At 56.6% G+C, this 22,778-nt stretch carries 18 protein-coding genes and 2 pseudogenes; 15 read left to right on the top strand and 5 right to left on the bottom strand.

What is annotated here, in order from left to right; translation table 11 throughout:
* Window positions 1-206: 206 nt before the first annotated feature.
* Both I6E39_RS03000 and I6E39_RS02995 read left to right on the top strand, forming a co-directional pair.
* A pseudogene (locus I6E39_RS03000) lies at window positions 207-389 on the top strand (transposase); the annotation flags it as partial.
* A gap of 207 nt (window positions 390-596) precedes the next feature.
* Window positions 597-1,817: an IS256 family transposase gene (locus I6E39_RS02995; protein WP_235379917.1), complete on the top strand. Its 1,221-nt coding sequence runs from the start codon at window positions 597-599 to the stop codon at window positions 1,815-1,817.
* A gap of 234 nt (window positions 1,818-2,051) precedes the next feature.
* Here the strand turns inward: I6E39_RS02995 and I6E39_RS02990 are convergent, their stop codons facing one another.
* Window positions 2,052-2,279 carry an LLM class flavin-dependent oxidoreductase gene (locus I6E39_RS02990; protein ID WP_235379915.1) on the bottom strand — a complete coding sequence of 76 codons (228 nt, stop codon included), beginning with the start codon at window positions 2,277-2,279 and terminating at the stop codon, window positions 2,052-2,054.
* Between the two features lie 584 nt (window positions 2,280-2,863).
* Here I6E39_RS02990 and I6E39_RS02985 point away from each other — a divergent pair.
* Window positions 2,864-3,709 carry a helix-turn-helix domain-containing protein gene (locus I6E39_RS02985; RefSeq protein ID WP_235379914.1) on the top strand — a complete coding sequence of 282 codons (846 nt, stop codon included), beginning with the start codon at window positions 2,864-2,866 and terminating at the stop codon, window positions 3,707-3,709.
* A 143-nt stretch (window positions 3,710-3,852) separates the two neighbouring features.
* On the opposite strand, the gene I6E39_RS02980 is transcribed toward I6E39_RS02985, so the two are convergent.
* Together I6E39_RS02980 and ggt are read right to left on the bottom strand one after the other, a co-directional pair.
* Window positions 3,853-5,244, bottom strand: coding sequence for an MATE family efflux transporter (locus I6E39_RS02980; protein WP_235379912.1), 1,392 nt, complete (start codon window positions 5,242-5,244; stop codon window positions 3,853-3,855).
* A gap of 207 nt (window positions 5,245-5,451) precedes the next feature.
* Window positions 5,452-7,137 (bottom strand): annotated as a pseudogene (gene ggt, locus I6E39_RS02975) (gamma-glutamyltransferase).
* A gap of 503 nt (window positions 7,138-7,640) precedes the next feature.
* On the opposite strand from ggt, the gene I6E39_RS02970 reads away from it, so the two are divergent.
* Window positions 7,641-7,907 (top strand): alpha/beta-type small acid-soluble spore protein, encoded by a 267-nt coding sequence (locus I6E39_RS02970; protein WP_235379911.1) that lies wholly within the window; start codon window positions 7,641-7,643, stop codon window positions 7,905-7,907.
* Between the two features lie 118 nt (window positions 7,908-8,025).
* On the opposite strand, the gene I6E39_RS02965 is transcribed toward I6E39_RS02970, so the two are convergent.
* A complete protein-coding gene (locus I6E39_RS02965) occupies window positions 8,026-9,051 on the bottom strand; it encodes an aldose epimerase family protein (protein ID WP_235379909.1) in 1,026 nt (341 codons plus the stop codon).
* Between the two features lie 20 nt (window positions 9,052-9,071).
* Entirely contained in the window at window positions 9,072-10,211 is a 1,140-nt protein-coding gene (locus I6E39_RS02960) for an ROK family transcriptional regulator (protein WP_235379906.1), read from the bottom strand.
* A 319-nt stretch (window positions 10,212-10,530) separates the two neighbouring features.
* Here I6E39_RS02960 and I6E39_RS02955 point away from each other — a divergent pair, with 319 nt between their 5' ends.
* From I6E39_RS02955 to I6E39_RS02905, 11 genes are all read left to right on the top strand, one after another.
* Window positions 10,531-11,700 (top strand): substrate-binding domain-containing protein, encoded by a 1,170-nt coding sequence (locus tag I6E39_RS02955; RefSeq protein WP_235379904.1) that lies wholly within the window; start codon window positions 10,531-10,533, stop codon window positions 11,698-11,700.
* 162 nt (window positions 11,701-11,862) lie between these two features.
* A complete protein-coding gene (mmsA, locus tag I6E39_RS02950; RefSeq protein WP_235379902.1) occupies window positions 11,863-13,425 on the top strand; it encodes a multiple monosaccharide ABC transporter ATP-binding protein in 1,563 nt (520 codons plus the stop codon).
* Entirely contained in the window at window positions 13,422-14,663 is a 1,242-nt protein-coding gene (locus I6E39_RS02945) for an ABC transporter permease subunit (protein WP_338127108.1), read from the top strand. Before mmsA ends, I6E39_RS02945 begins: the two co-directional genes overlap by 4 nt.
* Window positions 14,664-14,672: 9 nt before the next feature.
* The gene (gene xylB, locus I6E39_RS02940) at window positions 14,673-16,148 is read left to right on the top strand and encodes a xylulokinase (RefSeq protein WP_235379901.1); all 1,476 of its coding nucleotides are present in this window, start codon (window positions 14,673-14,675) and stop codon (window positions 16,146-16,148) included.
* Window positions 16,149-16,153: 5 nt separating this feature from the next.
* Entirely contained in the window at window positions 16,154-16,429 is a 276-nt protein-coding gene (locus I6E39_RS02935; RefSeq protein WP_235379899.1) for a hypothetical protein, read from the top strand.
* Window positions 16,429-17,100, top strand: coding sequence for a YczE/YyaS/YitT family protein (locus I6E39_RS02930; protein WP_235379897.1), 672 nt, complete (start codon window positions 16,429-16,431; stop codon window positions 17,098-17,100). Before I6E39_RS02935 ends, I6E39_RS02930 begins: the two co-directional genes overlap by 1 nt.
* Before the next feature lie 5 nt (window positions 17,101-17,105).
* The gene (locus I6E39_RS02925) at window positions 17,106-17,747 is read left to right on the top strand and encodes a DUF4867 family protein (RefSeq protein ID WP_235379894.1); all 642 of its coding nucleotides are present in this window, start codon (window positions 17,106-17,108) and stop codon (window positions 17,745-17,747) included.
* Between the two features lie 33 nt (window positions 17,748-17,780).
* Window positions 17,781-19,268, top strand: a complete 1,488-nt coding sequence (locus tag I6E39_RS02920; protein ID WP_235379893.1) for an L-fucose/L-arabinose isomerase family protein — start codon at window positions 17,781-17,783, stop codon at window positions 19,266-19,268.
* 6 nt (window positions 19,269-19,274) lie between these two features.
* Window positions 19,275-19,709 carry a hypothetical protein gene (locus I6E39_RS02915; RefSeq protein WP_235379890.1) on the top strand — a complete coding sequence of 145 codons (435 nt, stop codon included), beginning with the start codon at window positions 19,275-19,277 and terminating at the stop codon, window positions 19,707-19,709.
* Window positions 19,710-19,977: 268 nt separating this feature from the next.
* Window positions 19,978-21,648 (top strand): recombinase family protein, encoded by a 1,671-nt coding sequence (locus I6E39_RS02910; protein WP_235379888.1) that lies wholly within the window; start codon window positions 19,978-19,980, stop codon window positions 21,646-21,648.
* 240 nt (window positions 21,649-21,888) lie between these two features.
* Window positions 21,889-22,764: a transporter substrate-binding domain-containing protein gene (locus I6E39_RS02905; RefSeq protein ID WP_235379886.1), complete on the top strand. Its 876-nt coding sequence runs from the start codon at window positions 21,889-21,891 to the stop codon at window positions 22,762-22,764.
* The last annotated feature ends 14 nt before the right edge of the window (window positions 22,765-22,778 follow it).

Raw genomic sequence — 22,778 nt, 5'->3', positions numbered from 1 at the left:
GAAGTCATGGCAATGATTTTCCTTCTATAAATAGGGGCTAAGAGCTTCTCCGCCCTTTTCTGGGTGACGGAGCTCTTTTTTTCTAATAATGAATCGAAAATGTAAGATAAGTTGCGCAAATGAAAATAGGATAAAACGAGACATGGTTTCCAGAACTCTGGTAGAATGAAGTCGCGACACACCACTCTGAAAAGAGTCTGTAAACCATGTCCGAAAAAATTGTACAGCTAAACGAAGAAGTTATCAAGGGCCAGTTTAAGGAATTGGTCCGTGGCAGCGTGGAAGAAATGCTGAATGAACTGCTGGAGCAGGAAGCTTCGATGTTGACCCAGTCTGCCCGCTACGAGCGAAATAAGGTCCGTCAGAGCTACCGCAGCGGCCACTTCACAAGCCAATTTAGGCATGTACTCTTACATAAAAAGAGTACAGTTGTAATGTAAAATGCATTCTGCTGCTGGCTACTGCCGTATGTAGTAAAATCCACAACCTATTCAAGACCGCAGAAAATTCTGTGTAATCGACGAACCTCGACAGTATGAAAATCTTCGACAGAGTCAAGAATGAAATCAAACATTCAGGACGAGGAGACGAAGATTATGCAGCCAGTACCACAGGATTTGTTGAAGGAATACGTTCAGAGCCAGCACTTCACCAGCACGACGGAGATCATGGAGGCCATGAAGGAAATGTTCCGGGACGTCATCCAGACCGTCATGGAAGTGGAGATGGATGAGGAGCTTGGTCGAGAGCGCTGTGAGCGTTCAGGCGAGCCGGAGGGTACCCCCAGAAACTACCGCAATGGCTACACGAAGAAGACCGTCAAAACCCAGCTGGGCGAGGTAGACATCAAGGTTCCTCGGGACCGGAACGGTTCTTTTGAGCCCAAGATTATCGGCAAGTATGACCGGAATGCGGACGGGATGGAAGATAAAATCCTGGCGCTGTACGCCTGCGGCATGAGCCAGCGGGATATCGCTGAGCAGATCAAGGAACTGTACGGCGTGGAGATCTCTCCGGAGCTGGTAACGAAGATCAGCGAAAAGATCATGCCGGAAGTCACAGCCTGGCAGAATCGTCCTCTGGAGCCGGTGTATCCGTTTGTGTTCATGGACGCCATTCACTACAAGGTTCGGGAAGACCGGCGGTATGTGACCAAGGCCGCCTATGTGGTCCTGGGCGTCACCATGGATGGTCGGAAGGACATTCTGGGCGTCTGGATCGGGGAGCATGAAAACAGCAAATTCTGGCTGAATGTGCTGAATGACCTCAAAAGCAGGGGTGTTTTGGATGTATATCTGTTCTGCACGGACGGCCTGTGTGGGATGATACAAGCCATTGAGGCCGTCTTCCCGAAAAGCCGGCTGCAGCGCTGCATCGTCCACCAAGTGCGCAGTTCCACCAGATATGTCAGCTACAAGGACATCAAGAGAGTGGTTGCAGATCTGAAGAAGATCTACGGTGCCGTCACACTGGAGGAAGCCGGGAAAAATCTGCAGACCTTCGCGGAGACCTGGCACAAGCAGTATCCCTCCTGCGTGAAAAGCTGGGAGGAAAACTGGCCGGTTTTAAGCACGTTCTTCGAATACCCTGTTGAGATTCGGAAAATCATATACACGACGAACATCATCGAGGGCCTGAACCGCCAGTTCCGGCAGATCACGAAGAACAAGCCCTCCTTCACAAACGACGACTCCCTGCGCCGGATGCTGTATCTGGCCTCTCAGCGTATCGTGAAGCACTGGCACGCCAGATACCAGAACTGGGATTTGGTGCTCAGCCAGCTGGAGATCATGTTCGCAGACCGAGCCGTTGGCTGACTCACTTGTCCTAGTATGCCACGACGGCCAGACCGGCATTCACGCCGTGCCGGCGCGCATACCGCTCTGACCGCCATGGCTTTCGGTAAACAAGGGATTCAGGCCAGAATTCGCCCTGTTTTCCAGCGCCATTCTTGACTTTGTCGAAAAACGCTTACACAAAATTTTACGCCGGGCCACCTGTTTTCCGTGTAATGTCTTCACAACTCGTTTTCTACGTTCTCATTATATTACCTACTGGCGCTTGACCCATACAAGATCATAGCCCAACACATCGGCCAGCTCCACGGCCTCGGTGTACCTGAGTGACCCACGCCGCAGCTTGCCGGACAGGTTAGGGACGCTGCTGCTCCAGCCGTGTTCGTCGGCCAGCAGCTCCACCACCTCTGTCATGGCCATGCCCTCCCGGGTAATATAGGATTTCACTTCGTTGCGGCAGTTTACCGCCTTGCTTCTGCTCATATTTACAATTCCTTTCCCTTTTCGGATTCGCTCTGTGCTATAATGGATGTGCTGAATGGCAATCCCCATTTGCCGCAGAGCGTTGTTTGATCATGGACGGCCATCCTCTGGAATTGCCGCCCGTGTATCCCTGTTCACAAGGGATACCTATCGTTTTTGCTGTTCCGCGTGACTTTTCGTGGTTCGGTGACAGCTCACGCGGAACGGCGTACTGTGTTCACTGTCCAGCGCATCGCAGTTTGATATGGACAGTGGTACAAGAACAGCGGTTTCTTCGCTGTTCTCACATGGTTTGAAAATAGCTGTGGTTTTTTGCCGCTTTTCCCGAATGTCGTTCCTGCCCGGAGGATCGCTCCCGGCGTTTCCGTCCCCGTTGGTATGCTCACGCTTTTGTGGTCATGGCAAATACTTCGCCGGGGGACATATCTCATTCGGACGGTCATTCGATTTTCAAGGTTCAGGTGTTGCTACAGGTACAGTTTAACGAAAAAATGCGCTCTTTCCCGTATATCTAAGAGGTAGGAAAAGAGCGCAAAACAGGGTGGATTTCCACGCTTAGAGACAGAAAGAAGGAGGGGTACGCCATGCAGATAAAACTCACCATACAGGAGCGATTGAAGGATCTGCGAGTGGAACGGGGTCTGACGCTGGAACAGCTTGCGGAGCAGATCGGGCTTTCCAAGTCCGCTCTCGGCAAATATGAGGCAGATGATTTCAAGGATATCAGCCCATTCAGCATTGTCACGTTGGCGAAGTTTTACGGCGTGTCCACGGACTATCTGCTGGGCATGACAGAAACAAAAAATCACCCGGACACAGAGCTGGACGCTCTGTATCTGAGTGATGATGCCATAGAAGTATTACAGGCGGGAAAGTTCAATCACCGTCTGCTTTCTGAAATGCTTTGCCACAAAGCTTTCCAGCGTATGATGCTGGATGCGGAAATCTATGTGGACAGGATCGCAGATATGCGGATCAACGATATGAACGCCATGCTGGAAGCAGTACGGAAGATGGCCTTGATGAAGCAGGACGGACAGGATGATCTTTCCACCCGGACGTTGGAGCTGGCCCAGGTACGGGAGGATGACTATTTCGGTCATGTGCTTGCCGATGATTTGAAAGTTATCCTCCGTGACATTCGGGAGGAACACAGCAGCGATGCCTCAACGGCAGACACACCCTCCATTGCGGAGGAAGTTCAGGGTCATTTGAAGGATGCCATGAACTTTGAGGGCAGCGACGCTGAGAAACAGGCAAGGATATTCCTTACGACATTCGGCATTGACTACGATGCCATTACCAAAGAGCAATTTATCAATCTCATCGAAGTGTTAAAGTTGTCCAAACACATGAAAAGCTCAACCAACCAGCGTGGCAAGGCGAGGCCATACCAGCCGCATGGAAAAGGAAAACGGAAACGCAAATAAACAGAAAAACACGCCATACCCAGCTGTTGAAGCTGAATATGGCGTGTATTTTCGTTGGCCAATCCCGTCTGACAGATACTCATCTCGTGTTATTTGTCTAACGCTGTTTTAAGAACACCTGCCAATGTGGGACCGCTTTTTTATTATGTTTTTAACGGCAAGATCTTTTCATGGTAGACCCTTCGGTAGAGGATCAAGGAGACCAGACAGGTGGCGGACTCGGCGAACAGGAAGGACAGAAAGGTCCAAGCCGGGTGGAGGTACACCAGAAGCAGGGCGGCGGGGAGCAGAAGGATGATCTGCCGCAGCAAGGCGACGACCAGGGAATCGACGCTGCGGCCCAGGGATTGGAAGGCGGAGGAACAGATGATGCTGGCTGCGGCCAAAGGAAAGGCCAGGGCAGTCATCCGCAGAGCAGGGATGCCGAGGCTCAGTGCCTCCGCCCCGGCGTTGAAGCAGACGGACAGGAGCGGGGAGGCGCACAGCCATAGCAGGGTAGTGCCGAGAAGGGCGGTGGCCAGCGCGGCCAGCATCCCGAAACGGACGGAGGAAGAAATCCTCGTTCCGTCCCGGGCACCGTAGTTGTAGCTGACGATGGAGATCAGCCCGTTGTTGATACTGAACACCGGCATAAAGACAAAGGATTGCAGCTTGAAATAGACGCCCAGGACCCATACAGCGGTCTCTGACCAAAGGTTCAGAATGCCGTTGAGGCCCAGTGACATAAGGCTGCACAGCGACTGCATCAGAATGGCCGGAGCGGCGATGCGGCACATCTCCCGGGTAAGAGAGGACTGGAAGCGGAAGCTGCGCAGGGAGATGGGCAGCTGGTGACGGACCCGGTGGACCAGAAAGAAGCCGATCACACCGCCGGTGATCTGGCCCGTGACAGTGGCCGCGGCAGCCCCGCGGACGCCCATGCCAAAGCCGAAAATAAGGATGGGGTCCAGTATGATGTTGATGAGGGCGCCGGCGCCCTGAACGATCATAAAGCCTGCGGGGTGTCCCGTGGACTGGAGGATACGCTCACAGGGGAACTGGATACACATGCCGATGGAAAGACAGCAGCAGATCCGCAGGTAGGCGGCGCCCTGTTCCACCACTGCCGCCGTGTTGGAGCAGGCGGCCAGATAGGGCCGGCAGGCGAACAGCCCGAAGGAAAGAAATAGCAGCCAGCAAAGGAAATAGAGCAGGAAGCCGTGGAGTACCACGCTGTTGGCTTCCTCCAGCTTCTTTTCACCCAGACGGCGGGCCAGGGTGGCGCTGAAGCCCACCCCGGTGCCTACACAGAAGGCGACCATCAGGGTTTGAATGGGATAGGCGTAAGAGAGCGCGAGGAAAGCCGTGTCGTTGATTCGGGCCACATAGATGCTGTCCACCAAGTTGTAGACCGCCTGCATCAGCATGGAAAGCATAATGGGCCAGGACATGCTGATGACCAGCCGGCCTGTGGGCATCGTGCCCAGGATGTTGTTTTCAGCTTGCGTACCGTCCACCGCCTTTGCAAAGGAATACGGGTCCCAAAGGACCCGCATCGCTGCTTTTTAAGTAGAGAAAATGTGTTTTTAAGTATATCAGGGCGAAATGGGAAAGTCAAGAAGGCGGAACGGACAGGAACCGGCGTCATAACAGGTGCGCCGCTCAATTCCGGCGCATCGTCCGCTTTACTGCCCGGATTACACCGACCAAACGCAAGTGTGTCAAGGTTGTGCAAGTATGCCGCTGTTTACTGAATCGATATATTACACGAAACTCAGCCCATCCATTGTGATCGCTCCGGATTCAGTCAGAACACCACCGCCGCCATCGCAACGGTTGGTACCTGCGGCCAAGAAATATCCGTGTTCACGCTGTACGCCGTTGGGAAGGACCTTCAGACAGCCAAAAGGCGATATTTGCGTAATCTTATGTCCTTTTTTGCGCAGCAGGGCAATGGTATCGGGCGAAAACTCGTATTCCAGCTCCAGCCCCTGGGCTTGGGTAAGGCAGCAAATATGCGCTGCCCGGGTGGCAGGCTCGATGGGCATGCCGTAATCAAGCACATTTACGATCAGCTGGAGCGTACTGGTGATAATTCTGGGACCACCAGCGGCGCCCACAGCGAGTACGGGTTCTCCATCTTTCAGGATAATGGTGGGAGACATGCTGGACAGCGGTGTTTTCCCGGGGCACACAGCATTTGCCATACCATATGCCAACCCCTGTGTGGTGCGCACTCCTACTTTGGGGCTAAAGTCCGCCATGGTATTGTTCAGAATAAACCCGCGCCCAGGAACGACGATACCGCATCCCCACCAGTTTCGGATCGTCTGCGTTTGAACTACAACGTTTCCGGCGCCATCCATGACGGAAAAATGGGACGTACATCCGGGATAGGATTTGGCCTCGATTCCCTCTGTGGGGGCAAATTCCTGGGCCCGACCCATGTCGATCTTGGCAGCCAGCTCCTTTGAGTATTGCTTGGAAATAATTTTATCTGTCTGCACGTGGACAAAGTCCGGGTCACCCATGGCCACAGAGCGGTCAGCGAACATCAGCTTCATGGTCTCGGCGAGCACATGGGTACTGTCGGCCGAATGAAAGCCCATTTTCTTCAGGTCAAATTGCTCCAGAATATTGAGCATCTGAATCATGTGCGTACCGCCAGATGAGGGCAGCGGCATGGAGACAATATCGTAGCCCCGGTAATTGCCGCGCACAGGGGTGCGTTCCTTCACCTTGCAGCCAGCCAGATCTTCTTTCACCATGACCCCTTTGTTCTATTGAATTACCGCCACGATTTCGTCGGCGATGGGACCATTGTAAAACCAATCTACGCCATTCTTGTCAACGGCCTCCATGGTGTTGGCCAGATCGGGGTTCTGGATCAGTTCTCCGACTTCGCGGGGACGGCCATGATTTAAGTATAATTCGCGGAACCCCTCATAACTGTCACGGTTGTGCTCGGCACTCGGGGAATTTGTCGTTCTGGAGTAATAGAATCCGCAGTGAAATCCCTCCCGGCACAGCCGGACCGCAGGGGCAGAAACCTGTTCCCAAGTCATTGTGCCAAATTTCTTTAAAAGTTGATCCATGGCGCGGTACAGGGCAGGGACTACAGTGGAGCGCCCGGAAAATTCTGTCAAAGACAGGTCAACATTTCCATCCTGATCCAAAAACATGTCCTGAGTGGCATGGATCGGAGCCACGCCGCGGGCATCCACCGCGTAAAACTGATCGGTCTCTTTGTGGTAGACCACATGGAAGCAACCGCCGCCAATGCCGGAGTGATAGGGCTCGACAGCGCCCAGCACAAGAGAAATTGCAACGGCTGCATCAATTGCGTTTCCGCCTTGTTTCAAAATTTCAAGACCTGCCTTTGTGGCATAAGGGCTATTGGAGCTAACAGCGCCCCGCTTTCCAACGGTGTGATTGCGGAAAATAGCCATCTCCGGGAGTTGTCGGCCAAGATACGGATTCATCTTTTCCATAATTGGTTTTCCTCCTTTACTGTCATACCGTTATTTTGTTTTGCGGGTGTAGAGTTGTAATGGTGGAGATAAAATAGCTGTTGAGGGCCACAGGATGGTACTCATATTTATATTTATTTGGATGACCGTAAAGGTCATTTCAATAGCTGAAACATATCTTCCGATACCAAATTTGAGACAAGCGGTAGTTTTTGTTGTTGCTGGCATAATAAAGGGCTGTATGACTTGGCGATGCCAAAAGGTATGTTAAAACATCGTAACATGATAAGTAGTACTTGTCAAAATCGTTATAAAGGTGACCGACTGCTGGCATGGCAGAGTATCAGCGTCAGGGAAAAATTAGAAAAAACAGGAAAGGGCTCGAAAGGTATAGAAATAATGTCTGGGGCAATGATAGGAGTGGATGTTCCATCCAAGAAAGAGAAACAAACCGATTGAGTTGAAAAAGGAGAGAAAGAATTATGTCTAACAGCAACGGCAGCAATAAGATCATGGTCCCTAATGCCCGTGAGGCGATGAACAAGTTTAAGATGGAGGCCGCCAACGAGGTCGGCGTCAACCTGAAGCAGGGCTACAACGGCGATCTGACCAGCAAGCAGGCCGGCTCTGTGGGCGGCCAGATGGTCAAGAAGATGGAACCCATACGAACGATGCGCGTTTCACGGACAGACAGAACGGCGATAGGGCATCAATTCCTGGCTACATATCAGGCGGCGCTGTGTTTGTGAAAATAAATTAACGAGCCTCCCGTGGCGACGGGAGGCTCGTTCTCTATGCTTGGGGCTGTGCGGTGGCCGATGGCTGCTTGGGGCTATCGGCGGGCTTCTAAGCGGCGTGGAACCTTTCTTACAGCGTGCGGAAGGCAAAGACCGTCTCGCTGTGGAGATGCTGGCCCGCATGGAGGATGGGGGAGGGGAAGCCGTAGCAATTCATGGCGTTGGGAAACAGCTGGGTCTCCAGACACACAGCGTCCCGGGGACGCATGGTGGTCCCGTATTTGCCGGAACGCTCCGTCAGAAAGTTGGCGGTGTACACCTGCATGCCGGGCATGTCAGTTTCCACGGTCAGCTCAATGCCGGTGGAAGCGCTGCGCAGGATCGCGGCTGTCTTTCCGGAGAGGACAAAATTGTGGTCGTACCCGTTACCGTACTCCAATTGAAGATCCGCAGCGCCGATCTCAGCGCCGATCTTCTTGGCGGCGCGGAAATCAAAGGGGGTGTCCGCTACCTCCAACAGCCTGCCGGTGGGCAGGCTGCCGGCGTCATTTTCCGTGATGCGGCTGGCGAACACCTGAAGCTCATGGTCTAGGACGCTGCCTTGCCCGTTGAGGTTGAAATAGCTGTGGTTCGTCAGATTCACGATGGTATCCTGGTCGGTGTCAGCGTCGTATTGGATCCGAAGGGCGTTGTGGGACGTCAGGGTAAAGGTGACCTTCACCTCCAGGTTGCCGGGGTACCCCTCCTCGCCGTCGGGAGACAGGCGGGAGCAGACCAGAGAATCGTCCCCCAGAGGAAGAATGGTCCAAAACTGCTTGTCAAAGCCCTTCCGTCCGCCGTGCAGGTGGTTTTCGCCGTCATTCTTTTCCAGCGGATAGGTGTGTCCGTTCAGACGAAACGCGGCACCGCCGATCCGGTTGCCCACCCGTCCAATGGTAGCGCCCACATAGCCGCCGTTTTCCTCGTACTCCAAGGCGGTGTCATAACCCAACACCACGTCGGTCATACCACCGGCGCCGTTGGGGACTATGAGGGACTGTACCGTGGCCCCGTAATCCAATACGGTGACAGACGCCCCGGAGGGGTTTTCCAGGCGGTATGCCATAACAGGATGCTCGTTCCGGGTATTTCCAAAATTGCTGATGGTAACAGACATGGGGGAGACCTCCTGAGCAATCAAATATTTTCGAGAAATTGATTGACGAAATGGAGCGCCGCGCCTAACGGAACATTGTGCCGGCGTAAAACGCTCAGGTGCAGGTAATCGGAACTGGAGTCAAAGGGGTCGCCGGCGGCGACATATTCCCGCAAGAGCGGCAGATACGGGGGCAGGTATTGGGTCAGGAAGCCGCCCAACACCACGTCGCAGTCCAGTGCCATACGGATGTTGTTGATGCCGATGGCCAGGTGACGGAGGATGTCATGCCACAGGGCCTCATATTCCGGATTGTGCTGATCAATTCCGGTAAAAAATTCTTTCAGAGTGATGCCCAGGTCATTGCTGATCCGGAGAGCGGAACAGTAGGCCTCCAGGCAGCCGCGCTTTCCGCATTTGCAGAGAAGACCGCCCGGCTCGACGCACATGTGGCCGAACTCTCCGCTGCGCCGGTTGTCCCCGGTGTAAAGAGTACCGTTGGCCAGGACGATTCCGCCCACGCCGTTTTCCAAGGAAAGGTAGGCCATATTCCGTTGGCTGGCCCGCATGAACCACTCGGCGTAGCCGCCGCAGGTGCCGTCATTTTCGATATGGAAGGGGTACGGAATGTCTTTGGTCAGCCCCTGCAAGGAAAAGTTGCGCAGCCGGAGCGTTGGAGCCAGTGAAATCTGGTCGCTGTCGGGGGAGATAACTGCCGGCAAGGCAATGCCCACACCCAGCAGCCGGGTGCGGTCAATTTGGTTTTCGTCCAAAAAACGTTCCAGTTCCTGGGCACAGAAGGTCCCGAATGAGCCGAATTGTGTGAACTGGTCGAGGGTCTTGTGGGCGACCTTCTTATAAGCGATCTCCTGGAGCCGGAGGTCCGTTGCCACCAGGCGCAGACGGGTCTCTGTAATAGATACGCCTACGGCGATCCGGGCGTCAGGTACGATATCCAGTCCCATGGCCTTGCGGCCTCCGGTAGAGCGCTGCTCGCCGGAATACCGGACCAGCCCGGCGTCCATCAGTTCGGTCAGGTTTTGATAGACGGTGGGGAGACTGAGACCCAGATCGTGAGCCAGAGATTGCTTGGAACAGAACTCTTTGGACGTATATAGATGGTGGTAGATGCTGCTGCGCGTCTGCCGCCGACGCTCAGTGATTGTCGTGTCTAATTCCATTGAAAGACCACACTTTTACAAAAGTATTTAACATATTAATATATTAACATGATTTGGAAAAGAGTCAACCGATTTTTCGAGAAAAAATTAAAAAAGCGGCGAGGGAAAAAGATTTATCGAAAAAGGAACATGCCAAAAGAAAATACGGGGATTAGTCGTAATACACAATAATTGCCCATTGAATAAAAGCACAATAAACAAAAATGCCATGAGGGACCAAAAAGGAATTGACTTTTATAAATATATTTTATAAAATACGATTGCAGAAGCGGAAAGCTTCAAAATACTTCATATTTATGGAAAGTAAGGAGTAAAAGGTATGAAAAAGTTTCTTGCACTGGCCCTTGCAATGGCTATGTCCCTGACCCTGGTTGCCTGCGGCAGCAAGGATGGCGGCAGCTCCGCCCCCGCCGCCTCCGGCTCTAGCGACGCCTCCGTGTCTGTCAGCGGGGAGGGCGGCACCGTCGGTATCGCCATGCCCACCAAGTCTCTGGAGCGTTGGAACCGCGATGGTTCTTACCTGAAGGAGCAGTTTGAGACTGCCGGCTACGGCGTGGAGCTGAAGTACTCCGACAACGACGTGGAGCAGCAGAACAACGACATCGCCGCCATGATCGCCGACGGCGTGGATCTGCTGATCGTGGCCGCCATCGACGGCGACTCCCTGAGCAACGTTCTGGGCGACGCCAAGGACGCCGGCATCCCCGTCATCTCCTATGACCGTCTGATCATGAACACCGACGCCATTTCCTACTATGTCTCCTTCGACAACTACACCGTCGGCACCCTGCAGGGCCAGTTCGTCATTGACCAGCTGGGCCTGGATCTGGCCGACACCTCCAAGACCTACAACATCGAGTTCACCGCCGGCGACCCCGCCGACAACAACGCCGGTTACTTCTTCAATGGCGCTTTTGACACCCTGAAGGACTATATCGACGCCGGCATCCTGAACGTCGTCTCCGGCAAGACCACCTTCGAGCAGGTCGCTACTCCCAGCTGGTCCACCGACACCGCTCTGGAGAACATGCAGAACACTCTGGCTTCCTACTACTCCGACGGCACCGTGCTGGACGTGGCCCTGTGCTCCAATGACTCCACCGCTCTGGGCGTGGCTCAGGCCATCACCTCCGACTACGCTGGCAGCAACGCTCCCCTGGTTACCGGTCAGGACGGCGACATCGCCAACCTGCGCAACATCGTGGACGGCATCCAGACCATGACCGTCTATAAGAACGTGGCTAACGAGGCCATCGTCACCCTGGAGCTGGCCAAGGCCATGCTGGTCGGTGAGACTCCCGACGCCAGCCTGATCGACACCTTCGGCATTGACTGTGCCTATGATACCTCCTCCTATGACAACGGCACCGGCATCATTCCTTCCTACCTGCTGGTCCCCTCTGTCATCACCAAGGACAACCTGCAGGAGCTGGTGGACACCGGCCTGTATGCCTGGGACGGCGACTATCTGAAGTCCACTGCCAACTAAAGCGGCCTACATAACAATTCCAAAATGGGAAATGCGAGGGGCGGGGCACTCACCCCGTCCCTCGTTCTATTGTGATCCGCTTTTGGTTACGCGGATGAAAAGCAGGACATTTTCCTGATGCCGCGGCCATGCGGCGTAAGGAAGCAGGAGGAGGTACTGAACTTGGCAGACAACATTCTGGTGATGAAGAACATCACAAAGGAATTCCCCGGCGTCAAAGCGCTGGATAACGTCAACCTGGAAGTGGAGCGTGGGGAGATCCACGCCCTGGTTGGCGAGAACGGCGCGGGAAAGTCCACATTGATGAACGTACTCAGCGGCACCTACCCCTACGGAAGTTATACCGGAGATATCATCTATAACGGTGAGATCTGCCAGTTTAAAACGCTGAAGGACAGCGAACGGAAGGGCATCGTCATCATCCATCAGGAGCTGGCGCTGATCCCTGAGTTGTCCATCGGCGAGAATATGTTCCTTGGAAACGAGAGAAAAGGAAAATTTGGAATCGACTGGGACCGCACCTATCATGAGGCAGAGGAGCACATGAGTCAGGTGGGTCTGAAGGACAGCGCCACCACCCTGATCAAGGACATCGGCACCGGCAAGCAGCAGCTGGTGGAGATCGCCAAGGCCCTGTCCAAAAACGTGAAGCTGCTTATCCTGGACGAGCCCACCTCCTCCCTGAACGAGGAGGACTCCCGGATGCTGCTGAATCTGCTTCTGGAATTCAAGAAGCAGGGGATGACATCCATCATCATCTCCCACAAACTCAACGAGATCGCCTATGTGGCGGATAAGATCACCGTGGTCCGGGACGGCGCTACCATCGAGACCATCGACAACGCCAAGCGGGACATTGACGAGGACCGCATCATCCAGGGTATGGTGGGCCGCGAGCTGTCCGACCGCTATCCCAGCCGGGAACACAAAGTCAGCGCTGAGGTGGGCATGGAGGTCCGGGACTGGAACGTCTACCACCCGGTCTACACCGAGAAAAAGGTGGTCAACGATATCGCTTTCAACGTACACCGGGGTGAGATCGTTGGCTTCTCCGGCCTGCAGGGCGCGGGACGTACGGAGCTGGCTATGTCCATTTTCGGGCGTGCTTACGGCACCAACATTTCCGGCCAGCTGATCATCAACGGCAAAGAAGTGAATTTGAAGAACGAGCGCGAAGCCATCGAGGCCGGCCTTGCCTATGTGACGGAAGACAGAAAGGGAAACGGTCTGGTCCTGAACGATACTATCGCCATCAATAATACCATGGCCCGTCTGGAGAAGGTCTGTAAACGGGGCATCATCGACGTGGACAAGGAGAACGCGGTGGCCGAGGACTACCGGGAGAAGCTGAAGACCAAGACTCCCTCGGTGAAGCAGGCGGTGGGCAACCTCTCCGGCGGCAACCAGCAGAAGGTGCTGCTGGCCAAGTGGATGTTTGCCGATCCCGATGTGCTGATCCTGGACGAACCCACCCGCGGTATCGACGTGGGCGCGAAATATGAGATCTACTGCATCATGAACGATCTGGTGGCCCAGGGCAAGTCGGTGGTGATGATCTCCTCCGAGATGCCGGAGCTGCTGGGTATGTGCGACCGCATCTATGTAATGAACGAGGGAAATATGGTGGGTGAGTTCACCGCCCAGGAAGCCACCCAGGAGAAGATCATGGCCGCGATTTTGAAATCGGACAAAAATGATGAGAAAAAGGGAGCAGTGATCGCATGAAAAAGACTGGAAATAATACCATTGACACAATGCCGCTGGAGCAAAAGGCTGCGGTACACACCGCTCTGAGAAGAGCCGATGTGGTCAATTTTATCAAGAAGTACACCATGGTCATCGCTCTGGTGGTGGTGTTCGCCCTCTTTGCGATCCTGACCAAGGGACGGCTGCTGAATCCCCAGAACCTGTCCAACCTGCTGCTGCAGAACGCCTACGTTCTGGTCATGGCCTGCGGCATGCTGCTGTGTATCCTGACCGGCGGTAACGTGGACCTGTCTGTAGGTTCCACCGTCTGCCTGATCGGCGCCATCTGTGCCCAGCTGCTGGCCAACACCGGCCTGAACGCCGTGGTGGTCATCCTGATCTGCCTGGCCGCCTCCTGTGCTATCGGCGTGTGGCAGGGCTTCTGGATCGGCAACGTCCACATCCCCCCCTTCATCTGTACCCTGGCGGGCATGTTCCTGTTCCGCGGCCTGGGCCGTGTCATTCTGGGCTCCAAGACTGTGGCCATCCATGACGACCTGTTCCTGAGCATCTTCGCCTCTTACATCAACATCCCCGGCCTGGACAGCGGCAAGGTGAAGTGGTCCGCCTTTATCGCGGGCATCATCGTGGCCATGGTCCTGCTGGCCTATACCGCTACCAGCCGCGCCAAGAAGGCCAAGATGGGTTATAAGCAGGCTTCCGCCGCCTCTGCTTTCGGCAAGATCATTGTGATCGACGCTCTGGTCCTGTATTACACCTGGAAGCTGGCCCACTACAAGGGTATCTCCGTCATGCTGCTGTGGGTACTGGCCGTCATCTTCATCTACGCCTTCATCACCTCCAAGACCGCTTTTGGCCGTTACTTCTACGCCGTGGGCGGCAACGAGAAGGCCACCAAGCTCTCCGGTATCAACACCAAGAAGGTCTACTTCATGGCCTATGCCTCCATGTCCCTGCTGGCCGGCCTGTCCGGCCTGCTGGTGGCGGCCCGTATCGGTTCCGTCAACGGCGACACCGGCACCTCCTTTGAGATGGACGCCATCGGCTCCTGCTTCATCGGCGGCGCTTCCGCCTACGGCGGCTCCGGCACCGTCCCCGGCATCATGGTTGGCGCTATCCTGCTGGGCGTGATCAACCAGGGCATGTCCATCATCGGTCTGGACAACAACTGGCAGTACGTGGTCAAGGGCGCGGTGCTGCTGGTGGCCGTTATCTTCGACGTGGTGTCCAACCACAAGACCGGCAAGGCCGGCTAAGGAGGGCTTATGCTGTATATCGGTGTCGATCTGGGCACCTCCGCCGTCAAGCTGCTGTTGATGGATGAGGCCGGCCAGATCCAAAAGATCGTGTCCCGTGAATACCCCCTCTCCTTCCCGCAGCCCGGCTGGTCGGAGCAGAACCCCGAGGATTGGCTGCGGGAGACCGTGGCGGGCATCCGGGAACTGACTGCCGATTGCGACCGGACCCAGATCGCGGGTATCGGCTGCGGCGGTCAGATGCACGGACTGGTGGTCCTGGACGAGGACGACCGGGTCCTGCGTCCCGCCATTCTCTGGAACGACGGGCGCACCACGGAGGAGACGGAGTACCTCAATACCGTGGTGGGCAAGGAAAAGCTGTCCGACCTTACGGCAAATATCGCTTTCGCTGGCTTCACGGCCCCCAAGCTGCTGTGGATGCGCAAGCATGAGCCGGAGCTCTTCGCCAGGATCCATAAGATCATGCTGCCCAAGGACTACTTAAACTATATGCTCACCGGCGTCCACTGCACCGACGTGTCCGACGCCTCCGGCATGCTGCTGTTTGACGTAGCCAACAAGTGCTGGAGCCGGGAGATGCTGGACATCTGCGGCGTCCGGGAAGAGCAGATGGCAAAAATCTTCGAGAGCTACGAGTCGGTGGGCACTCTGAAGCCGGAAATGGCGCGGGAGCTGGGCCTGCCGGAGACGGTGCGGGTCTGCGCCGGCGCAGGGGACAACGCCGCGGCGGCGGTGGGTACTGCCACCGTGGGCGACGGACGGTGCAACATCTCCCTGGGCACCTCCGGCACCATCTTCATCTCCAGCGAGCGTTTCGGCGTGGACCCCAACAACGCACTCCACGCCTTTGCCCACGCTGACGGGCACTACCATCTGATGGGCTGCATGCTCTCCGCTGCCTCCTGCAACAAGTGGTGGATGGACGAGATCATCCGCACCCAGGACTACGCCGGCCAGCAGGCGGGCATCACCGATGAGAAGTTGGGCCGCAACCATGTGTTCTTCCTGCCCTACCTCATGGGTGAACGCTCCCCCCACAACGACCCCGCCGCCCGGGGAACCTTCATCGGCCTGACGATGGATTCCAGCCGGACCGATATGACCCAGGCGGTGCTGGAGGGCGTGGCTTTCGGCATCCGGGATTCTCTGGAAGTGGCCCGGTCCCTGGGCCTCAGCATCCCCCGCAGCAAGATCTGCGGCGGCGGCGCCAAGAGCCCCCTGTGGCGGAAGATCTTCGCCAATGTGCTGAATCTGGAGATCGAGACGGTGGAGACCGAGGAAGGCCCCGGCTACGGCGGCGCCATCCTGGCTGCCGTGGCCTGCGGCGAGTACCCCTCCGTGGAGGCTGCCGCTGACGCCCTGGTGAAGAAGACGGATACCATCCGTCCCGATCCCGAGATCGCGGCCCGCTATGAGGCGCAGTACCGGAAGTTCCGTGAGATCTATCCCACGGTGAAGGAGCTGTTCCCCAAGCTGCAGTGAGTGCCATGAAAAAGAAATATCATTATCTGAAGAAGAATCAGGCGAACCTCCGGGCTGCCTTTCGGGGCGCGGTCTCGGTGTACCTGGTGTACCTAGCGGTGCGGACTGTCCGGGGCGTGTATCAGGACCCGTACACTACCATGCCCGTCTGGGCCGCGTGGCTGGTGGGAGCGCTCTTCGCCGCCGTAGCGGTGAGCTTCGGCCTGTATACCTGGAAGCGGTATCAAGCTGACCTGAGGGACGCGGAGCTGCCCGAAGAAGAGTCTGAGGGAGACGAGTGATGGGAAAGTGGACGATGCGGGAAGCAGCAGCCCGTGTGATACTCCTGCTGGTGGGACTGTGTATCGCCCATCTGGGGGTGACGCTGTTCCTGCTGGCGGAGTTGGGCTCCGACCCCTTTAACGTGCTGATCCAGGGCCTGTTCCGGGCCATCCCGTGGCCCGCCTGGATGACCCACGGCCGGGTACATCTGCTGGTGTCCCTTCTGATCCTCTGCATCCTGCTGGTGGTGGACCGTACTTACGTCCGGATCGGCACCGTGCTGTGCATGGCTCTGGGCGGCCCCATCATCGACGTGTACATGGTGTTTTTGGCCCCGCTGTTTCAGGGACTGGCCTTTGTCCTGCGGCTGGCGGTGCTGGTGCTGGGGTGCGTGATCCTGGCCTTCGGCATGACGGTGGTCATTCGCTCGGAGGCGGGCACCGGCCCCAACGACCTGGTGGCCGTGGTGCTCAGCGACAAGCTCCGTAGGCCCTTCGGCTCGGTCCGGGTGACGGTGGACGTTTGCTTCGCCGTGGTCGGGTGGCTCTTGGGCGGGACGCTGGGCCTGGGTACGGTGGTCTGCGCCTGTCTGGTAGGCCCAACGGCCCAGATCTTCCTTCCGGTGAGCCAGCGGCTGTGTGACCGCTGGGTGGAAAAAATCGCGGGAGAGTCTCCTCTCCCCAAGAGGTGAAAGACATGAAGATTTTAAATGTGACCGACCCCGCCTTCGCCCCCTACGGCAAGGTCCTTCCCGGCTACGATACCGCGGAGCTGCTCCGCACCCTGGAGGAAGTGACTCCCCTGCCGGAGGGTGTGGCATATGTGCCCTCCCAGCCGGAGCTGGAGGCGCTGCCCATCGCCGGACTGCTCTCCAACAACGGCTACGGCGGTATGCCCATCCAGCTGGGCTGGTGCAACGGACATAACACCAAGCTCAACTGCCTGGAATACCACCGGGACAGCGAGATCAACGTGGGCACGGAGGACTTTATCCTGTTGGTGGCCAAGGAAGACGACATTGTGGACGGCCGGCTGGACACCGCCAAGGTAGTGGCCTTCCGTGCCCCCGCCGGCGCGGTGGTGGAGGTCTATGCCACTACCCTGCACTATGCCCCCTGCTCCGCCAAGAAGGGCCAAGGCTTCCGGGTGCTGGTGGCCCTGCCCCGGGGCACCAACGGCCCCAAACCGGCCATGACGCCCCTTGACGGAAATCTCGAGGACACCACTCTCTGGGCCTGCAACAAGTGGCTGCTGGCCCATGCGGAAAGCAGCGAAGCCGCCCAGGGCGCCGTGGTGGCGCTGGACGGCGAGAACATCGACATCGCCGCCGACATCTGATCGGCGGAAATAAAAAGGAAAGGGGAAATTACCATGTTCAACAACATTCCCGAGGTCAAACTCGGCATCATCGCGGTCTCCCGTGACTGCTTCATCGTCTCCCTGTCCGAGCGCCGCCGGGCGGCCATCGTGGCGGCCTGCCAGGAGAAGGGCCTGGACCTCTTCGAGTGCAAGACCACCGTGGAGAACGAGAAGGATATGCTGAAGGCCGTGGCCGAGGTGAAGGAAGCCGGCTGCAACGCCCTGGTGGTGTTCCTGGGCAACTTCGGCCCCGAGACCCCCGAGACCCTGATCGCCAAGAACTTCGACGGCCCTGTGATGTATGTGGCTGCCGCCGAGGGTGACGGCGACCTGATTAACGGCCGCGGCGACGCCTACTGCGGCATGCTGAACTGCTCCTATAACCTGGGCATGCGCCATCTGAAGGCCTTTATCCCCGAGTACCCCGTGGGCACCGCCCAGGATATCGCCAAGATGATCGCGGAGTTCAAGCCCATCGCCTGCGCCCTCATCGGCGTTTCCAACCTGAAGATCATCACCTTCGGTCCCCGGCCCCAGGACTTCTTCGCCTGCAACGCCCCCATCAAGGGCCTGTATGAGCTGGGCGTCGAGGTGGAGGAGAACTCCGAGCTGGATCTGTTGGTGGCCTACAAGGCCCACGCCAACGACCCCCGCATCCCTGAGGTCTGCGCCGACATGGCCAAGGAGATGGGCGAGGGCTGCTATTATCCCGACATGAACGCCCGGATGGCCCAGCTGGAGCTGACCCTGCTGGACTGGGCGGAGGAGCACAAGGGAGCCCGGAAGTATGTGGCCTTCGCCGACAAGTGCTGGCCCGCCTTCCCCGAGGCCTTCGGCTTTGAGCCCTGCTATGTGAATTCCCGCCTGGTGTCCCGGGGCATCCCCGTGTCCTGCGAGGTGGATATCTACGGCGCTCTGTCCGAGTACATCGGCATGTGCGTCTCCGGCGACACCGTGACCCTGCTGGACATCAACAACTCCGTGCCCGCCTCCCTGTATCACGAGGACATTGAGGGCAAGTTCCCCTATCAGCTGACCGACACCTTTATGGGCTTCCACTGCGGCAACACGCCCAGCTGCAAGCTGTGCTCTGACCGCGCCGTGAAGTATCAGCTGATCCAGCACCGCCTGCTGGAGCCCCAGGACTCTGAGCCCGACTTCACCCGCGGTACCCTGGAGGGCGACATCGCTCCTTCCGACATCACCTTCTACCGTCTCCAGTGCGACTCTGAGGGCCAGCTCCGGGCCTATATCGCCCAGGGCGAAGTGCTGCCCGTCAGAACCCGCTCCTTCGGCGGCATCGGCGTGTTCGCCATCCCCGAGATGGGCCGCTTCTACCGCCATGTGCTGATCCAGAAGCGTTATCCCCATCACGGCGCCGTGGCTTTCGGCCATTATGGCAAGGCCCTGTTCGAGGTGATGAAGTTCCTGGGCGTGGAGGATATTGCCTACAACCAGCCCAAGAACCTGCCCTATCCCACGGAGAATCCCTTCGCCTGAGCGAGGATGGAGTACCTGGACACAGTCCGGCAGCTGTATGAGGCATACCTTGCCAAAACGGAGCAGCTGGAGCGGGACCGCAAACCGGGGGACGGCCTGTTTGGGATGGGCAGCGGCCCCGCCGACGACCCCTGCCATGACCGGTTCGCCGAAGAATTGGAGGCGGTACTGGGGGCCATGGCGCGGGAAACGCTGTCATCCGGGCAGGTGAGGTCGGTGCTGGAATACATCTACCGCATGCCCCTGGAAAATAAAGAGAATTCCCTGGCCTACTGGATGCTGCTGGCGGTCCATAACCTGACGGTGGAGCTTGCACAGCGGCTGGACGCCCCGGACGCGGAGGCGTTGTGGAGGGATTACCGGAAGAAATACCCCCGCTGGGACCGGCTCCCGGCCCAAAAACGAGTTCTTTCTGTGCTGGACACAGGGCGGAAGGGATAGGGAAAAGACGGCCGTGGCCGGACAAAAGTGCCGCTCCGTTCCACAACGCCGATCACCACAATGTGACCTGAAAAAGCTCCCTTTAGAGGGATCATATCGAAAACCGACATGGCCGGGAACCTATGGGTCCCCGGCCATGTCAGTTTTTCCCAGGACTTTGGCAGAGGCAGGAGTAAAATTTTCCCCCATCTTGTAAAGACAATTTTTTTGCTGTATCATGAGAAACCTATATGGAACATGATATAACGAACTTTGCAGGAGGGCGATTATGGACATCCATGCCGCACGCCAACAACTGAGGACCAGAACGATTTACGACCTCCCGCTCCGCGTGACGTTCTATGCCCGGGTGTCCAGTGAGAGCGATGAGCAGCTCAATTCTCTGGGGAACCAGGTCCAGTATTATGGGGACCTGATCCGCAGAAATATCAACTGGACCTATGTAGAGGGCTATATTGATGAGGGCTTGTCCGCCGCCACCACCAAGAAGCGGGAAAATTTCCACCGCATGGTGGAGGACGGTAAGGCCGGAAGGTTCGATCTCGTTATTACCAAAGAGATTACCCGGTTTGCCCGTAACACCCTGGACTCCATCCAGTACACCCGGGAGCTGCTGAACGCAGGAGTAGGGGTCTTCTTTCAGAACGACAACATCAACACCCTGGACGAGGATTCGGAGTTGCGTCTGACCATCATGTCCGGCATTGCCCAGGACGAGCTGCGAAAGCTGTCCAGCCGTGTGAAATTTGGCCATCAGCAGGCGATTAAAAACAACGTGGTGTTGGGCAACAGCCGTATTTTCGGCTACCGCAAGGATGCGGGGCGTTTGCTCATTGACGAGGAAGAGGCCCCAATGGTGCGGGAGCTTTTCGAACTGTACGCCACCGGAGAATATTCCATGAAACAGATCGAGACGCTGTTCTGGGAAAAGGGCTACCGCAACCACAACGGCAAAAAAATTGCCCACACCACCATGTCAGGGATGATCTCCAACCCCAAGTATAAGGGCTACTATGTGGGCAATAAGGTGAAGGTCATCGACCTGTTCACCAAAAAGCAAAAATTCCTCCCACCGGAGGAGTGGGTCATGTTTAAGGACGAGACTGGAGATATTGTACCGGCTATCATACCGGAGGAACTTTGGGACCTGGCCAATGCCGTTTTGAAGAAGCGCAGCGAGGATGTGAAAAACCGCCAGGGCATCTGTAACCACGCCAATCTCCTCACAGGTAAGCTCTGCTGCACCCACTGCGGCGCATCCTACTACCGCCGGGATTCCGTGGACAGGAGCGGGAAGAAGAACAGCAAGTGGGTGTGCTCCGGAAAGATCAAAAACGGCGCCGGATCGTGCCCTTCCTTCGCTATTTATGAGGAGGAGCTGAAACCCATCCTGTTCCAGGTGTTTCGGGAGACGGAAGCCGACGCCGAAGCGCTGATCGAGGAATATATCCAGATGTACAAGTCCTTGGACCAAAACGGGGACTTGGCCAAACGCATCGCCACACTGGAGCAGACGATTGAAACAGCGGAGAAGAAGAGACAGAAGCTGCTGACCTTCAATGCCTTGGGAGAATTGTCCGACAGGGATTTCCTTGCCATGAATCAGCAATGTGCCGAAGAAATTGACACGGCCCAAAAAGAGCTGATGGAGTTGACTGCGCAGCGGGACTCCGCCGCTGATTTCAAAAAGCACATGGATACCATCCGCCGTGTCCTCCGGGAGGCGGAGCGGGACGCGGCGGACGGCGTGATCAACAAAGAATTTGTGGACAGATATATCGACAAGATCTTCGTCACGCCGGAGACAAATGGAACCATGCAGCTCCAGATCAAGATATTTACCGGGGAGACCACCGATAAATATCTGACCAATCTCAAAAGTCGTACGGGGCACACGTTCAAGAAGATGATTGAGTCCTACGAGAGCGGCCTGAAGTAAGGATTCCCGATTCAGGACAGTGTTTGCGCGGTAATCGTATCAGAGAACAAACAGCGGACCGGAACTTGTTTCCGGCCCGCTGTTTTGAGGTGGCAAATTTGACAAAAGTTTCGTGGATATCTGAGACAAAATCAGTTAAAGAGAAGAATTCTCAAAAACATATTTACACTAGTTCGCTAGCGTGCTAAAATGCTGAATCGAACCGAAGTGATCGGCGAAAAGAATGGAGGATATATAACCATGAAAAAGATTCTTTCTCTTGTGCTGGCTGCGGCCATGGCCCTGTCTCTGGCGGCCTGCGGCGGTCAATCTGACAACACCCAAGACCAGACCAGCGGTTCCGGTTCGGCTTCCAGCTCTGCCGGCAGCGCCTCCAGTCAGGCCTCTTCCGAGGACAGCTCCGCGGCCAAGAGCGATTTGGCCTATGTGCAGGATAAGGGCACTCTGGTGGTAGGCATCACCGAGTTCGAGCCTATGGACTACCAGGATGCTTCCGGCCAGTGGATCGGCTTCGACGCCGACATGGCCAAGGCCTTTGCCGATAGCCTGGGGGTAGAGGTAGAGTTTCAGGTCATCGACTGGGACAACAAGGTTTTTGAATTGGACGGCAAGACCATCGACGTGGTGTGGAACGGCATGACCCTGACCGACGAGGTCAAATCGGCTATGGAGTGTTCCAACGCCTACTGCAACAACGCGCAGGTCGTCATCGTTCCCGCCGACAAGGCCGCGGACTATCAGACGGTGGACAGCGTGAAGGGATTGGCCTTCGCCGTGGAGTCCGGTTCTGCCGGTAAGGCGGAGGTCGAGGCTCTGGGTGCCGACTATACCGAGGTCATGGACCAGGCCACCGCTCTGCTGGAGGTCAGCTCCGGTACCGCCGATGCCGCTGTCATCGACTCCCTGATGGCCGCCGCCATGGTTGGGGAAGGCACCAGCTATGCCGACCTGACCTATACCGTGGGCCTGAACAGCGAGGAGTACGGCGTGGGGTTCCGCAAGGGCTCTGATCTGGCCGCCGCGCTGAACGACTTCTTTAAGGCCGCCTATGCCGACGGGTCCATGCAGACCATGGCTGAGGCCTATGGCGTCCAGGCCGCTCTGATCGCCCAGTAAATCCAGTCGGTCCG

It is taken from the genome of Pseudoflavonifractor phocaeensis, assembly GCF_021531375.1.
Taxonomy (GTDB): Bacteria; Bacillota; Clostridia; order Oscillospirales; family Oscillospiraceae; genus Lawsonibacter; species Lawsonibacter phocaeensis_B.
Note: the sequence above shows the minus strand (reverse complement) of the source record. Positions and strands in the feature narration are given on the sequence as shown.